Below are 15,279 nucleotides of genomic sequence, written 5' to 3' on the forward strand. Positions count from 1 at the left end.
TGTGAGGATGTCTCGTGATTATTCGGCTCCGGCGTCCAGCACGTCGCCGAACCCGTACCAGCCGGGGTCGCGGCCGGCGATCCAGTCGGCGGCGTCGAGCGCGCCCTCTGCGAACACCCCGCGGTCGCCGGCGCGGTGCGTGAGTTCCAGCGTCTCGCGGTTCCCGGCCAGCAGCACCTCGTGTTCGCCGGTCACGTCGCCCGCGCGGCGGGCGTGGACGCCGACCTCGCCCGGGCCCCGCGGCGCGTCGCCCTCGCGGCCGTGGACGCGCTCGTCGAGGTCCTCGCGGACCGACTCCACGTCGTCGAGTATCGACTTCGCGGTCCCCGAGGGCGCGTCGCGCTTCGCGTTGTGGTGCGTCTCGGTCAGCTCCACGTCGTAGCCGGGCAGCGCCGCGGCGGCCTCGCGGACCGCGCGGCGGAGCGCGGCCACGCCACGGGCGAAGTTCGACGCCTTGAGCACGGGCACCGCCTCGCTCGCGGCCCGGAGGTCGTCGATCTGGGCGTCTGCGAACCCCGTCGTGCCGGTGACGAGCGGGACGCCGGCGTCGGCGCAGGTCTCGGCGTACGCGACCGCGGAGTCGGGGCCGGTGAAGTCGATCAGGGCGTCGGGCGCCTCGCTCGCGAGCAGGTCGTCGAGGTCGGCGGCGTCGGCGACCGGGACGCCCGCGACCGGGTCGGTCTCGGTGCGGTTGACCGCGACCGCGACGGCGACGCCCTCGCGGTCGACGGCCGCCTCGATCACCTCGCGGCCCATGCGGCCGCCCGCGCCGGTGACGGCGAGCGAGAGCGCGTCCGCGCTCATTCCGCGCCCTCCGTCGCCGCGGGGTCGACGGCGGTCGGGTCGATCGCTCCCGGCGCGTGCTCGTCGTACGCGGCCAGCAGGTCGCGGAGCGACTCGCGCCGGTCCTCGGAGAGCCGCGAGAGCGGCGAGCGGACGCGGGGGCCGCCCCGGCCGCGGATGTGCATCGCCTCCTTCACCGGGATCGGGTTCGTCTCGGCGAACAGCTCGCGGACGAGCGGCGACAGCTCGTGATGGAGCGTCCGCGCGCGGTCGTAGTCGCCCGAGAGCGCGGCGCCGACCATCGCGCAGGTCCGCTCGGGCTCGACGTTGGCGACCACGCTGATCGTCCCGGTCCCCCCGATCGAGAGGACGGGGAGCGTGAGGCCGTCGTCGCCCGACAGCACGGCGAACGCCTCGTCTCGGGTGCGCTCGATCACCTCGCTGATGAGGTTGAGGTCGCCCGAGGCGGCCTTGTACCCGCGGATGTTCGGGTGTTCGGCGAGCTCGACGGTCACGTCGACCGGGATCGACTGGCCCGTGCGGCTCGGGACGTTGTAGACGATCTGCGGGAGGTCGACCTCGTCCGCGATGGTGCGGTAGTGGTCGAGGAACCCCTGCGGCTCGGGCTTGTTGTAGTACGGCGAGATCAGGAGGAGGCCGTCGGCGCCCGCGTCGGCCGCGCGCCGCGACAGCGAGAGCGCCTCCGCGGTGTTGTTCGAGCCGGTGCCGGCGATGACGGGGATGTCGTCGAGGGCGTCGCGGACCGTCTCGATCACCGCGACGTGCTCGTCGTGGCTCATCGTCGCCGACTCGCCGGTCGAGCCGACGGGGACGACGCCGTCGACGCCCGCGCGTTCGAGGAACTGAGCGTTCGCGGCGAGCTGGTCGTGGTCGACCGCGTCGTCGTCGGTGAAGGGGGTGGTCATCGCGGGGTACACGCCCTCGAAGGGCGCGTCGGTCGTTTCTCCGTCCGTCGCGTCGTGCGTCGCGTAGGGCGTCGTGGTGGTCGTGTCTGTCATGGGTGCTGCGGTGAGTCCGGGTCGGTCAACGGGTCGGTGCGCGCGAGCCGGGGGTCGTCCGGGACGGGGTCGCCACTCCCGCCGGCGGACGGCTCACGCGCGTTTTTTCGAGAAGAGCCGCGCCGCTGGCGTCGACTGCGGGCCGCGTGCGGACGCGGGTCGGGTCACACCGACAAATGGATCGGTCGCGCGCTTATACGTTGTGTCTCGGGTCGAAACTGCCGCGGTGGCGGGTCACGGGGGCGCTCCGCGGTCGTCGCCGCGGACGGCGGGCCGCGTCGCGAGCGCGACCGCCGCGACCGCGGTCGCGAGGTTCAGCCAGAGCGTCGGCCTGTCGAACCCCGCCAGCGCCTCGACCGCCAGCCACCCCAGCAGGGCGAGGCCGACGGCGGCCGCGGCCGCGGGCGCCCGCTCCCGACCGGCGTACAGCCCGTAGCAGACGGCCCCTGACCCGACCCCGAAGATGGCGAAGAGGACGATCCCCGGAACGAGGTAGTCGCCGAACGGCGTGCGGCCGAGCGCGGCGGGCGACAGGCCGACGATTCGACCGGACGGCGCGGCGATCAGGGCGGCGCCCCCGACGAGCGCGCGGACCGACAGCTGCGCGAGGACGGCGATCAGCGCCAGCGTCTCGGGGTGCCGACCGCGGAGGCGCACGCGGTCAGGCCCCGAGCAGGTCCGCCAGCTCGTGGAGCGTCTCCACCGTCGCGTCCGGGTCGCCGCCGAACGGCTCCCACGGCGTCCCCTTCCGGTCGACCCACGCGGCCTGCATCCCGGCGTGGCGCGCGCCCAGCACGTCGAACCAGCCGGCGGTCGCGTGGACCACCTCGTCGATCGGCGTCCCCGTCCGGGCCGCGCCGTGGCGGTAGAGCTCGGCCGCCGGCTTGAACGTCTCCACCTCGTCGGCGCTGACCGTGTCCGCGACGAGATCGGCGATGTCGGCGTGGTCGACGAGCGACGCGAGCATCTCGGGATCGCCGTTCGAGAGGACGTAGCAGTCGTACCCCGCGTCGCGGAGCCGCCCGATGGCGTCGCGCACGTCGTCGAACACCTCCAGCTCGTGGTACACCGCGAGGATCTCGTCGCGCTCGGCCTCGGACAGGTCGACGCCGTGCGCCGCCAGCGCGTACGTCAGCGCGTCGCGGTTCATCTCGTAGAACGGCTGGTAGGCGTCGACCGCGTTCGCCACGAACGTGTACGCCAGCGACCGCGACCGCCACAGCCGCGACACCGGCTCGGGGTCGGCGACGCGGTCCGCGAGCGCCGCCTCGGCGGCCTCCACGTCCACGAGCGTGCTGTACGAGTCGAACGTCACCGTCGAGACGCGGTCCGGGTCGAGCGCCATGGGCGGTGGCACAGCCGGCGGCCGGATAAGCGGTCGGGACGCCGGCAGGATCCGTCGCGGCCCGTCCGGGCCTCGGCGGTCCGGGCGGGAGACCGAGGGCTCGCACATTTATCCCGGCCGGGCGACTCTGGGAGACGCATGAGCGACCCGTCCGACGACGCCCCCGACCCGACCGACGGCGACGACGTCCCCGACCCGGTCCCGGCGGACGAACCGACCGCCGGCGAAGAGGTCAGCGCCGACACCGACGCCGCCCGCCACGAGTACGACCCGGACGCCGAGCACGCGTTCCCCGACGAGCGCCTCAACGAGGTCCTCGCGCGGCTCGAATCGGACGAGGAGGTCGTCGCCTACCTGGAGGCGCAGAACGTCAACCCGGTCGCCCGGAAGGGGTACAACGACCACGGCGCCAAGCACGTCGAGATCGTCCGCGACCGCGCGCTCCGGCTGTACGACCTGCTCAAGTCCGGCGGCGTCGAGTTCAACGGCGCCCGCCAGCAGGGCCTCGACGAGGCGGACGAGCCCGTGATCGTCGCGCTGGCGGCGACGCTCCACGACATCGGCCACGTCGTCCACCGCCACGACCACCCCTACTACTCGATCCCGCTGGCCGCAGACCTGCTCGACGACCTCCTCCCGACGTTCTACGGCGTTGCCGACCGGGTGCGCGTGAAGGCGGAGGTGCTCCACGCGATCCTGTGTCACCACACGGAGGAGCAGCCGCTCACGCTGGAGGCGGGAGTGGTCCGGATCGCCGACGGCCTCGACATGGAACGCGGTCGCTCGCGCGTCCCCTACGAGGAGGGCGGGCGCGGGATCAACACCGTCTCCTCGCAGGCGATCGAGCGCGTCTCGCTCCGCGAGGGCGACGAGACCCCCGTTCAGGTCGTTATCCGGATGAACAACGCCGCCGGCGTCTACCAGGTCGACTCCCTCCTGAAGGCGAAGATAGAGGGCTCGCTCCTCGAAGACCGGATCCGGACCGTCGCGATCAACACCCACAGCGACGGCCGGGACGGGAACGGCTCGATCGTCGACCGCATCGAGCTCTGAGCCGGCCGGTCCGTCCGAGTCCGACGACGCGGCTCAGGGCCCGCGGAGCGTGTCGCCGGCCCCGTTCCGGTGGGACGCCTCGTCCGCGACGCTCGTCGCCGCGACGGTCGCCGTCTCCGCGAGGCGGTCGGGGGTGAGCCCGCCGCGGAGCTGGCTCCCCTCGGCGGCGCCGCCCCCCAGCACGGGCGCCGCCTCGAACCCGTTCGAGCGCGCGCCCGTCGCCGCGATCCCCGGCTGATTGACGACGAGGCGCCCGGGCGCGAGCCGCTCCGCGGCGCGCCGGGCGCGGCGCTGCTGGGTGGTGTGGACCGCCGCGGCGTGCGGGGACCCGATCTCCGCGGCGAGCGCGAGCGCGCCGTCGAACCCGCTCCGACCGTGGACCGCCACCGCAGGGACCCCGGGCAGCGCCGCGAGCCGGTCGTCGACGCCGTCGGGCTCGGCGACGAGGAACGCCGCCTCGCGGGCCGCGCTCGGGAGGTCGAGCTCGGCCGCCAGCCACCGCGGCGAGTTCCCGCGGGGGTCCGTCGCCCCGTCCTCGGCGTCGCCGAGGAGCGACCGCAGCCGGTCGCGCTCGGACGCGTCGAGGACGTAGCCCCCCTCGGCTTCGAGCGCGGAACACAGCGATCCGACCGCCGGCGACACCGTGACGACCGCGGCGTCGCCCGCGGGGTGCGCGCCGAAGTCGTACGTCGCGCCGACCGCGACCCGCGTCGCCACGGCCTCGGCCGGGACCGACCCGTCCGCGACGGCGACGACGCCGTCGGCGCCGGCGGCGAGGTTCGGGGTCCCGCAGCGCTGCCCCGCCGCGACCGTCGCCGCGGAGCCGGCCGCGACGACGAAGTCGGCGCGCTCGAACAGCGCGTCCGTCTCGGGCTTCGCTGCGGGCGCCGGCAGCATCGACACCGCGCCGGTCGGCGCCCCCGCGTCGGCGAGCGCGCGCCGGACGGTCTCGACGACCACGTCGCACGTCTCGACGGTCGAGGGTGAGGGCGCGAAGACGACCGAATTCCGGGCGGCGAGCGCGTACAGCGAGAGGACCGCGGGGATCACGACCGGGTGGGTCGCGGGGACCGACGCGCCGACGACGCCGACCGGCCCGGCGACGGTCACGGTCCCCCGCGCGCCGTCGCGGTCGACCACGCCGGCGGTCGGCGCGTCCCGCAGCGTCCGCCGGGCGGCGTCGAGCGCGGTCGCTATCTTCTCGGCCTTCGTCCCCGGGTGGCCGCGCCCGGTCTCGTTTGCCGCCGACCGGGCGAGCCGGCTGACCGTCTCCCTGTCGGCCAGCCGCTCGCCGACCGACCGCACGAGCGCGTCGACGTCGCCGGGGTCCCACGCCGCCAGCTCGTCCGCGGCCGCCCGCGACGCCGCGACGGTCCGCGACGCGCGGCACGGGAGGTCCGCGGCGCCCGTCTCGGACCCGCCGGGCGCCGTGTCGCCGGCGCCCGCCGCGTCGGAGTCGGTGTCGGCGCCGTCGTCCGGCGCGTCCGCCTCGTCCGGCGTCGGCCCGGCGGACTCGACCGGCTGGGCCTCGTCCGGGCCGCTCGGTTCCGCCTCGTCGAGCCGGGCCGACGCCTCCGCCTCGTCGCCCCCGCCCCCGCGGTCCTCGTTCATGCGAGCGAGTGTGTCGGTGACGCCCTTATTCTCACCCAGTGAAACACTGTGCCACCGCGCGCGAGAGCCGTCACCGAAGAAACAGTTATACCGATGGGTGTGGTGCGGGGGCACGTATGACGGAGCCGTCGGAGCTCGTGGGCGCCGTCGAGCGCCGCCTCGACTTCCTCGAACGGCTCGCCGCGGAGCCGCTGCGCAAGCACGAGCTCGTCGACGCGCTCGGCCACTCCCGGTCGACGGTGAACCGGGCGATAGACGAGCTGGAGGCGGCCGGGCTCGTCGCGAGCGAGACCGACGGCTATCGGACGACGCTCTCCGGGCGCCTCCTCGCGACCGAGTACCGCGAGTTCCTGACGGCCGCCGACGACCTCGCGGCCGCGGGCGACGTGCTGGACCCGCTCGGCGCGGACGTCGACGTCGACCCCGCGGTCCTCCGCGAGGCGGAGACGTACCGGGCCGCGGCCCCGGACCCTTACCGGCCGCTGGAGGTGCTCGACGGGGCGCTCGCCGACGCGGACGCGGTCGCGGCGGCGCTGCCCGCGTTCCCCTACCCGCGGGTCGCGGAGCGGCTCCGGCGCACGGCCGCGGGCGGCGGGACCGTCGACCTCGCGCTCGCGGACCGGGCGTACCGACACGCCGCCGAGCGCTTCGCCGACGACCTCGGCGCCGTCGCGCGCCGGGAAGGGTCCCGCGTCGCCGCGGTCGACGTCGTCGACGCGGGGGTGGTCGCGGCCGACGGAACCGCGCTGCTTCTCACCTTCGACGACGGCGGGACGCTCCACGGGGCGGCGGCGTCGAGCGAGCCGGAGGCCGTCGAGTGGGCGGAACGGAAGGTGCGGGGACTGATCGACCGCGGGCGCGACACGGGCGACGCGCTCGCGGCGATGGACGACGCCGAGACGGGCGAGACCGAGGGCGACGCGCGCGGCGACGACCGACCCGAAGGAAGCGCGGGCGACTCGTCGACGGGCGGCGACCGATCCGAGGAGGAGGCCGACAGCCGGGAGCGATCCGCCGGAGCTGACGGGAGGGCGGAACGCACCGGTGGTCGGCTCTTCGGGGGAGCCGGGTCCGACGACCCCGGGCGGAGCGCGCTCTCGGCGCAGGGGTTCCACGCGGTCGACGAGGACCGGCTCGCCGGCGAGGCGGACCCGTACGGACCGCTCCGCACCACCGCGTCGTTCCCGGAGGTCGACGCGGGGTACGTCCTCGACAGGACCGCGGTGCGCGACGGCGAGCGGCGGTCGATCGCCGGCCTGCTCGTCGACGGGCTCGCCGAGGGCACCGATCACGCGCTCGTCGGCCCGCCGGGCAGCGGCAAGAGCACGGTGTGCCGGAGCGTCGCGGTCGAGTGGTACCGGTCGGGACGCGGTCCGGTGACGTACCGGCCGAGCGACGGCGGCGACCCGTTCGCCGCGACGGAGCGGCTCCGCGAGCGCGTGACCGCGGGGGACGGCCACCACCTCGTGGTCGTCGAGGACGCGGTCGACCCCGGGGCCGCCGAGGCGGTCGGCCTCGCCCGCGAGCTGGCCGACCGCGACGACGTGTCCTTCCTGTTCGACGCCCGCGAGGAGCCGTACGACGACCCCGACGGGCTCCCGCTGTCCCCGACCGACCTCCGCTACCGCCGGGAGATTGAGACCGTGCGGATGCCCCGGCTCGACGCGCGCGAGGTGGAGCGGTTCGTCGCCCACGTCGCCGACTGTACCGGGTCGGCGCCGGCGGCCGACCCGGACGCCCTGCTCGACGACGTGCGGCGCGCGGACGACGAGCGCGTCGGGGAGCTGCTCGCGCTCGTCCACCGCCTCGTCCGCGCGAGCGGCGAGGGCGCGACCGGCGCCGGCGACCCGAGAGGGAGCGCGGGCGGCGCCTCGGGAGAGTACGGCACGGGCGACGGGACGGCCGGACGCGCGGGGGACGCCGGTCCCGAGTCCGGGCTGGAGGCGGCGGTCGCGGAGGCGGTCCGGGAGGTCCGGAACCGGCCGCCGCCGACGGCGGACGTCGCGGTGCTCGTGAACCTGCTCAACGTCGCCGGCGTGGGCGAGGTCGAGACCTTGGCGTACGCGCTCGTCGACGGGCCGGCGGCGGGACCGGGGGGCGACCGCGGCGGAGACGACGGCCGCCCGTCGCCGACCGTCGACGGGGTGCGGCGCGCGCTCGACCGCCTCGTCGGGACGGCCCTGGTGCGCTCCGGGGACGAGGGGTACCGCGCGGTCCACGACGAGTGGTCGGTGCTGTTCCTAGAGCGGCTCGTGGAGCGGGAGCCGGCGCCGGTCGTCGCCAGGCGCGTGGGGCGGGCCGTCTCGCGGGTGCTCGCGCTCGCCGACGACCCGACGCGCCGCGCCCGCGTCCGGCGGGCCGTGGGGGGCGACGCGCCGACGGTCGATCGGATCGAGCGCGACCCGGGCGCGTGGGCGGCGGAGACGGTCCGGGCGGTGTACGGCGTGGGCCGCCGGTACCCCCGGCTGGCCCCGCTGTACGGGCGCGTTCGCTACGCCCGGATCGACCTCCCGGACGCGTGCCCGGACGGCCTGCGCGACCGGCCGCCGGAGTGGGTGACTCGGATGTACGTCGAGGCCGGCGACCTCGACGGGGCGACGGCGGCGCTCGACGCGTGGCGGCCCGGCGACGAGGCGGGCGCCGCCGAGCGCCAGCGCGGGTACGGCGACGTGGCGCGGCGCCGCGGCGAGTACGACGCGGCGCGCGAGCGGTACGAGCGGGCCGAGGAGCTGTTCGGGGCCGCGGGCGACCGCGGCGGGCTCGCGGCGGCCGTCCGCGGCCGCGCCCAGGCGGCCCACTTCGACGGGGATTTCGAGGAGGCCTACGAGGCGGCCTCGCGGGCGTACGCCATCGCCGTCGAGGTCGGCGACCCAATCGGGGAGGCGAAGGCGCTGATGGACGTCGGGAACGCGCTCGACGGGCTCGACGGGACCGACGCCGTCCTCGCCCACTACCGGGTGGCCGGCGACCTGTTCCGCGCCTACGACGACACACACGGGGCGGCGAACGTGCGGGCGAACCAGGCGGTCGCGCTGCGGCGTCGCGGCGACCTCGACGCGGCCGAGCGGACGGCGCGGCGCGCGCTCGACGGCTACCGGACGGTCGGCGACGAACACCGCGAGGCCATCTCGCTTTTGAACCTCGCGGCGGTCGCCGAGCAGCGCGGCGCCGTCGGCGAGGCGGTCGCCCGCGCGGCGGAGGCGCGGGCAATCGCCGAGCGGGTCGGGTCGGAGCTGTACGAGGCGTTCGCGCTGAGCCACCTCGGCAGCGCGGCCCACGTCGCCGGCGACCTCGACCGGGCGGAGCGCTTCCTCACGGACGCGCTGGACCGCCTCGACGCGCTCGACGCCGACACGCGCTGCGCGATGGTGACCGCCATCTTGGCGGAGGTCGCCATCGACCGCGGCGACCTCGGCGCGGCCGAGCGGCGCGTCGACCGGACCGCGTCGCTGCTCGACGACCACGCGGGACACAAGCGGCTGGCGGAGCTAGACCGGGTCCGGGGGCGGCTGGCGCTGGCTCGGGGGGACGCCGACGCCGCGGCGGCCGCGCTGGAGTCCGCCGTCGAGTCGGCCCGCGCGGGCGGGTTCACGCAGGTCGAGGCGCAGGCGCTCGCGGCGCTGGGCGCCGCGGCGGCCGAGCGCGGGGACGGCGAGGCGGCGGCGTCCCGGCTGACCGCGGCGCTCGACCTCGGCCACCGGGTCGAGGCGGTTCGGGCGGTCGTCGCGACCGCCGACGAGCTGGCCGATCTCCTCGCCGAGGGCCGCGGCGGCTCGTCCGCGACGGACCGCGGGGCGGTGGCCGAGGCGCTCCGGGAGTCGCCGCCCGAGGCGGTCCCGGCCGAGTCGGCCGCCGACCCGGCGGCGTACCGGGCGCTCGCCGACCGCTGGCGCGTCGACGGCGACGGCGCCGCGACGTACCCACCGCTCGGGTGAGCCGCGGGCGGTGTCGCAATCGCTTTGGGCGCGCGCGGAGAACCGCGGCCATGACCGACGCCGACACGCTCGCGGACCTGCGGACGGCGGCAGACTACCAGTTCGGGGCCGGCGCGGGCGACGCGCTGTTCCCGCCGGGCGACCCGCTCACCGTGCGCCGGTCGAGCGGCGGCCGCCCGCGACAGGTGATCGACGGCGACGTCGACGACACGCCCGGCAGCAGCGAGGGCGACCGCCTCGTCTCCTACGGCACCGACGGCCGGTTCACGCTCGGGCTCGCGGGCGGGAAGCGCATCCACGAGGCGTTCGCCGCGCCGCGGCACCGGATGGTCGTCGGCGAGGAGAGCGAGCCGTTCGTCCGGGAGGGGCGCAACGCGTTCGCGAAGTTCGTCACCGCGGCGGACGACGGGATCCGCCCGGGTGACGAGGTGCTCGTCGTCGACGAATCCGACGCGATATTCGGGGTCGGGCGGGCCGAGCTCTCGGGCGCGGAGGCCGAACAACTCGGCTCGGGCGTCGCCGTGAAGACGCGCGACGGGAACCCCACGGACGACGACTGACGAACCGATCCGCGGCGGCGCGTGCCTGCGAGCGGCCGGAGCGAAGCGGAGGCCGCGAGGCGGCACGCGCGAGGGACGCGGTGAGCGCTCGGAGAGCGCGAACCGCGAGGCTGGGGAGGTGTGAGGTGCGGTTGCGGTCGGGCGGGGCTCGAAGGGGCAGCCGCGAGGCGACCAGACGCTCGCTGCGCTCCTCGTCGCTCGCGTTGCTCGCTCCTGCGGTGCTTGCGTCGCCTCTGGTCGCCTCGCGGCTGGGGCTTCGGGGGTGTTCGTGTCGGTCGGTGGTCCGTGAACGAACTCATCGTGCGCCGAATCGACTTATAAGAATCCCGCCAGTCCGAGCGCCTCGATCAGCGGGACCCCGGCGACGACGGAGCCGATCAGGTAGCCGCCGATGGCGCCGCCGTTCAGGAGGGGGAGCCCCGCGTGGGGGCGCCCCTGAATCACCCACCGCATGAGGACGAGCAGCCCCGCGAGGGTGCCGACCATCGCCAGCGCCGCGGGGAGGTTGACCCCGAGGAGCGGGACCGCGAGGTCCGCCGCCGGCGAGAACGTCGCCGCGCTCGCGATCAGCACCGTCGGGATGACGGCGTCGCCGAGGCCGATGAAGAACGCGTCGCGGTCGCCGGGGGCGTCGGCGGGGTCGGCGGCCACGTCCTCGGTGTCATTCGCGTCCGCGTCGGCGTCGCCGGCGTCCGCCGTCTCGCCGTCCTCCGCGTCCGATTCCGACTCCCCGGCGACTCCTGACGCCTCCTCGCTGGCCGTCTCGCCGTCGAGCAGCGAGTACGACAGTGACAGCGGGATCACCAGCACGACGGGGATGTTGAGGTCCATCACGCCCTCCGCGAGCGACAGCATGTGTTCGGTGCCGTACACGGAGACGGCGTCGTAAACGGCGAGGACGGCGAGCAGGATCAGCGCGGGCAGGAGGCCGAAGGAGATGCCGAACAGCCCGGCGGCGCCCGCGCCCATCAACACCCCGGCGGTGTCGATGACGTACCACTCGGGGTGAACGAGCAGGCCGACCGCGACCGCGACCGCCGGGACGGCGGCCGCGAGCGGCGGGACGAGCGCGGAGAACACGTACCACGAGAGCCACGCCGACACGCCGACGATCAGCAGCCGGATCGCCCCGTCGAAGTCATACCGGAACGCCGCCAGCATCAGTCCGGTCATCACGACGATGGCCGCGACGTACACCACGCTGTTCACGGGGTTATCAGGGTTCTCGACCGCCTGATACCCGCTCTCGGCGAACTCGGGGACGAGCGCCAGCGCGCCCACCTGAACGACTACGAACAGCCCGACGACGAAGGCGACGCCGCGGTACTCGCGGGGGAACATTCGACCGCCGGTTCGTCGGCCGAGGGTTTCGTCCTTGCGCTTCGGCCGCGCGCGGCGGCGACGGCGGTCGCTGTTCGAGGAGCGGAGCGCGAACAGAAACGGGTTCGGGCTCGGTGTGGGAGCGGGTGGACCCGAACCCAAGCCGACGGACGACGGACGGTGGAAGCGAGTGGCCGACCGGCCCGCCCGGAACGGGATGGGGCCGGCCGGATTCGTCCGCGGCGTTTGCTTCCTTCCCCGAGCGACGTAAGAACCTACCGGCCGAGTTATCAGGAGAGATACTCGGCGTGTGAAGGGGACGGAACCGGACGAAACGAGGAGGACGAAACCGGACGGAACGAGGGCGACGCTGGCGGGCCGCGGAACGCGGGAAAGGGGTGGGAGAGGTGGGAGGCGGGCGAAAGGCGAAGCGGCGGCGAGAGGCGGCGGGCGGCGGCCGGACAGCGGACCCCCAGGCTGTCGTCGGCGTCGCCGCCCGGGTGGTCGGGACGGGCGCGCGGATCGATTAACGCCGAATTCCAACGAGAAAAGCGTCGGTCTTCGGCAAAAGGCGCTATGTCCCTCAGGCGTATAAAGGTGTGAGATCCGGAACGGCACGATCCGGCGAGGCGGGATCGGGGCACGTGGGATCCGGCGGCGCGAGATCGGGACACGTGAGATTCGGCGCTGCCCGCGAGGCACGCGCGGACCGGCTCACCGACGGTCGCGCAGCGCCGGGAACTCCTCGCGGACCGCCGCGACTCGGTCGGGGTCCACCGTCGCGGTCACGACGCCCGGTTCGTCGCCGACCGATGCGAGCGCGGTCCCCCAGGGGTCGTACACCGCGCTCCGACCGCAGAGCGCGTCGTCGCCGAACCGGCCGCTCCCGTTGACCGCGGCGACGTACGCGAGGTTCTCGATGGCCCGCGCGCGGCCGAGCGTCCGCCAGTGTTCGATCCGCGGGTAGGGCCACGCGCTCGGCACCAGCACGCACTCGACGCCCCGATCGACCATCCCACGGAACTGCTCCGGGAAGCGGAGGTCGTAGCAGGTCGTCACCCCGACCGTGACGCCCCCGAGGTCGACCACGGGCGTCCGCTCGCCGGGGACCATCCGGTCCGTCTCCTCTGAGCCGTACCCGAAGAGGTGGCGCTTCCGGTAGACGAGGCGCCGTTCGCCGTCGGCGTCGAACAGCACCGCGGCGTTGGCGAGCCCGGACTCGGCCGGCACGTCGAGGCCGTCCGCGGCCGACGCAGACAGGTCCTCGACGACCGTCCCGGCCAGCACCGCCACGTCGTGGTCGTCGGCCGCGGCCGCGAACCGGGCGAGCCGGTCGCCGGCGAGGCTCTCCGCGGCCCGCCCGTACGCGTCGAACGCGAAGTAGCCCACGTCGAACAGCTCGGGGAGCACGATGAGGTCCGCGCCGTCGGCCGCCGCCTCTCGCACCCGGTCGAGCGCCCGCTCGACGTTGGCCTCGACCGCGCCGCCCTCGACCGCCAGTTGGACGCCGGCGAGCCTCATGCCGGCGAGGCGAGCGAGGCGCGGAGCGCGTCCTCCAAGTTGTCCAGCTCGGCGTCGAAGTTCCGCTTGAAGAAGGACTCGACGCCCGGGAGCTTCCCGTCGACGACGAACTCGTTGGCGAGCCGGCAGCCGCCGTCGGTCTCGGTGATCTCGTGTTCGCCGGTGACGCGGAACGCCCGCGACTTCCCGACGAACTTCACTCGGTTCGGGGGGTCGCGCGCGATGTCCTTCGTCTCGACGTCGATCGTCGAGCGGATCATCGGGATCGGGAGCGCGACGTGCCACGTCGCGCTGCCGTCGTCGTGTACTTCGAAGGAGTCGACCACGCTGATGGCGCCCGCGCGCTGCTCCGCGTCCGAGATAAACGCCCACACGTCGGCCGGCGGCGCGTCGAACTCGAACGTCCGGGAGACTCGAACGGTCATACGTACCCGTTTGGGACTACGGGGGTTAAAAATGCGCGTCGACGGTGTCGGGTGCGGGGAACGCGGTCGCCGCGCTGCCCGACGACCTCAGCCCTCCGGGGTCACGCGCCAGGTGGTCGACTTCGCGCGGCCCCACTTCTCGATGTCCACGTCGTCCGACTTCTCGGCGAGTCGCGGGAGCCGGGAGCCCACCTGCTTCGCGGTGAGGCCGATCGCGTCGGCGATCGTCTTCGAGCGAACGTACCGCTCACCACGGGTGACGCTGTCCGTGAGGTACGCGAGGATCCGCTGTTCCTCCTCGGTGTACTCGCTCATTATCAGACCTACGCGTCTGACATCCTTAACGGTTTCTCGTCTTTCGCGGTCGGCCGACCGGTCCGGGGCGCGGACCGGTCAGTCGAACAGCTGGACCGCGCCGACGGCGAGCGTCGCGAAGAGGAACGCGCCCGCGAACCCCCACGCTTTCCCGAGCTGACCCGGGTACGCTGCCATCACAACGGCGCCGACGACCGCGATGGCGCCGAGCGCGAGCGCGACGCCGACCTCCTTGTCCGACTCGATGGAACCCTCGCTCATACGAGTCGCTTCGCGGGGGGCCACTTAGTTCATGCGAACCGCGCGACGCGCGTCGGGGAGACGAGAGGAAAGAGTGCGGGCCGGGAGGCCGCGATCAGATGATCTCGACGTGGTCCGACGCCTCGTTGAGCGCGAGGTTCGCCGCGATTTCTGCGTTTCGCATGGCGTACTCCGCGGTGTGCTGGAGGCTGACGAGCACCTCCCGGGTCATGAGCAGCGTCTCGTTGTCCAGGTCGTTCGGGAGCTCGTCGAGGATCTCCTGTTCGCGGTCCTCCAACCGCGAGAACAGGTCGCGGCACTCGACGGTGAGGTCGTAGTCGCGCTCGACGACCGCCCGGACCGCGAGCGCCGTCAGCTCGTCCACCTGGTCGGTGAACTCGCGGATCTGCCGCATCGTCGCGCTGTCGACGTCGAGGGTGTGGCCGTCCGCCTCCATCACGATCTCGGCGATGTCCTCGGCGTTGTCGGCGGTGAGTTCGAGGTTCTTCGCCACGGAGCGGTAGCCGATCAGCGGGAACCCCTCTTCGAGGCCGACCGCGCGCGCGAGGTTGGGGTTCTGGTAGGCGGTGAAGATGAGCCGGAGCAGGAGGACGAAGATCTTGTTCGCCTGCCGCTCGCGGTTGAGCGCGCGCTGCGCGAGGTCGGGGTTGCCGTGGGCGAGCGCCTTCACGCCCTCGCCGCGCATCGTCGAGCCCGTGTTCTCCAGCCGTTCGAGCAGGTTATCGAGGGTGAAGTCCTCGGGGTCGACCGAACAGCGGATCGAGATGTCCTCCGGGGTCTCCTCGATGACGCCGAGCCCCATCAGCTGGGTCTCGGCCTTGTACACCGCGTTGATGTGCTCGCTGTCGAGCGCCCCCTCGCTGCGGACGTGGATCACGCGCCGCCCCAGCACGTACTGCGCGACGATGGCGCGTTCGAGCGAGCGCGCGTCGAGCCCGTCGGCGTTGATCACCGCCTCCGACTCCTCGGTGCTCACCGACTCGGGAAGCACCGTGAGCGTCCCTTTCCCGCCCATCCGCAGCGACACCTCGTCGCCCTTGTTCACGCCGTGTTCCTGCGCCCACTCGGCCGGGAGGGTCATCGCCAGCGTCGACGGCCCCAACCGCTGGACCTTCCGGGTTTCCATGCCCG

The 15,279-nt window shown here is 74.4% G+C and carries 14 protein-coding genes; 3 read left to right on the plus strand and 11 right to left on the minus strand.

The genetic code is table 11. The features are described from left to right. Nucleotides 1–18 precede the first annotated feature (18 nt). From dapB to HPS36_RS02600, 4 genes are all read right to left on the minus strand, one after another. Nucleotides 19–804 carry a 4-hydroxy-tetrahydrodipicolinate reductase gene (gene dapB / locus HPS36_RS02585; RefSeq protein WP_173228397.1) on the minus strand — a complete coding sequence of 262 codons (786 nt, stop codon included), beginning with the start codon at nucleotides 802–804 and terminating at the stop codon, nucleotides 19–21. Beyond that, nucleotides 801–1,802: a 4-hydroxy-tetrahydrodipicolinate synthase gene (dapA, locus tag HPS36_RS02590; RefSeq protein WP_173228398.1), complete on the minus strand. Its 1,002-nt coding sequence runs from the start codon at nucleotides 1,800–1,802 to the stop codon at nucleotides 801–803. Before dapA ends, dapB begins: the two co-directional genes overlap by 4 nt. Nucleotides 1,803–2,036: 234 nt before the next feature. Beyond that, nucleotides 2,037–2,459 (minus strand): hypothetical protein, encoded by a 423-nt coding sequence (locus HPS36_RS02595; protein ID WP_173228399.1) that lies wholly within the window; start codon nucleotides 2,457–2,459, stop codon nucleotides 2,037–2,039. 4 nt (nucleotides 2,460–2,463) lie between these two features. Further along, the gene (locus HPS36_RS02600; protein ID WP_137717776.1) at nucleotides 2,464–3,147 is read right to left on the minus strand and encodes a haloacid dehalogenase type II; all 684 of its coding nucleotides are present in this window, start codon (nucleotides 3,145–3,147) and stop codon (nucleotides 2,464–2,466) included. A gap of 138 nt (nucleotides 3,148–3,285) precedes the next feature. Here HPS36_RS02600 and HPS36_RS02605 point away from each other — a divergent pair, with 138 nt between their 5' ends. After that, nucleotides 3,286–4,200 carry an HD domain-containing protein gene (locus HPS36_RS02605; RefSeq protein ID WP_173228400.1) on the plus strand — a complete coding sequence of 305 codons (915 nt, stop codon included), beginning with the start codon at nucleotides 3,286–3,288 and terminating at the stop codon, nucleotides 4,198–4,200. A gap of 33 nt (nucleotides 4,201–4,233) precedes the next feature. On the opposite strand, the gene HPS36_RS02610 is transcribed toward HPS36_RS02605, so the two are convergent. Then, nucleotides 4,234–5,811, minus strand: a complete 1,578-nt coding sequence (locus HPS36_RS02610; RefSeq protein WP_173228401.1) for an aldehyde dehydrogenase family protein — start codon at nucleotides 5,809–5,811, stop codon at nucleotides 4,234–4,236. 116 nt (nucleotides 5,812–5,927) lie between these two features. On the opposite strand from HPS36_RS02610, the gene HPS36_RS02615 reads away from it, so the two are divergent. After that, nucleotides 5,928–9,746 carry a transcriptional regulator FilR1 domain-containing protein gene (locus HPS36_RS02615; RefSeq protein WP_173228402.1) on the plus strand — a complete coding sequence of 1,273 codons (3,819 nt, stop codon included), beginning with the start codon at nucleotides 5,928–5,930 and terminating at the stop codon, nucleotides 9,744–9,746. Between the two features lie 50 nt (nucleotides 9,747–9,796). After that, nucleotides 9,797–10,306: a PUA domain-containing protein gene (locus HPS36_RS02620; RefSeq protein WP_173228403.1), complete on the plus strand. Its 510-nt coding sequence runs from the start codon at nucleotides 9,797–9,799 to the stop codon at nucleotides 10,304–10,306. Between the two features lie 315 nt (nucleotides 10,307–10,621). Here the strand turns inward: HPS36_RS02620 and HPS36_RS02625 are convergent, their stop codons facing one another. From HPS36_RS02625 to HPS36_RS02650, 6 genes are all read right to left on the minus strand, one after another. Continuing rightward, nucleotides 10,622–11,647: a presenilin family intramembrane aspartyl protease PSH gene (locus HPS36_RS02625; RefSeq protein ID WP_173228404.1), complete on the minus strand. Its 1,026-nt coding sequence runs from the start codon at nucleotides 11,645–11,647 to the stop codon at nucleotides 10,622–10,624. Between the two features lie 693 nt (nucleotides 11,648–12,340). Further along, nucleotides 12,341–13,147: a nitrilase-related carbon-nitrogen hydrolase gene (locus HPS36_RS02630; protein WP_173228405.1), complete on the minus strand. Its 807-nt coding sequence runs from the start codon at nucleotides 13,145–13,147 to the stop codon at nucleotides 12,341–12,343. Then, the gene (locus HPS36_RS02635) at nucleotides 13,144–13,572 is read right to left on the minus strand and encodes a CoxG family protein (protein WP_053771589.1); all 429 of its coding nucleotides are present in this window, start codon (nucleotides 13,570–13,572) and stop codon (nucleotides 13,144–13,146) included. Before HPS36_RS02635 ends, HPS36_RS02630 begins: the two co-directional genes overlap by 4 nt. Nucleotides 13,573–13,659: 87 nt before the next feature. After that, nucleotides 13,660–13,887 (minus strand): DUF7123 family protein, encoded by a 228-nt coding sequence (locus HPS36_RS02640; protein ID WP_008440311.1) that lies wholly within the window; start codon nucleotides 13,885–13,887, stop codon nucleotides 13,660–13,662. A 78-nt stretch (nucleotides 13,888–13,965) separates the two neighbouring features. After that, nucleotides 13,966–14,148, minus strand: coding sequence for a DUF7525 family protein (locus HPS36_RS02645; protein ID WP_053771591.1), 183 nt, complete (start codon nucleotides 14,146–14,148; stop codon nucleotides 13,966–13,968). 94 nt (nucleotides 14,149–14,242) lie between these two features. Further along, a complete protein-coding gene (locus HPS36_RS02650) occupies nucleotides 14,243–15,274 on the minus strand; it encodes a phosphate signaling complex PhoU family protein (protein WP_053771592.1) in 1,032 nt (343 codons plus the stop codon). Nucleotides 15,275–15,279: the final 5 nt, after the last annotated feature.

It is taken from the genome of Halorubrum salinarum (assembly GCF_013267195.1).
Lineage (GTDB): Archaea > Halobacteriota > Halobacteria > Halobacteriales > Haloferacaceae > Halorubrum > Halorubrum salinarum.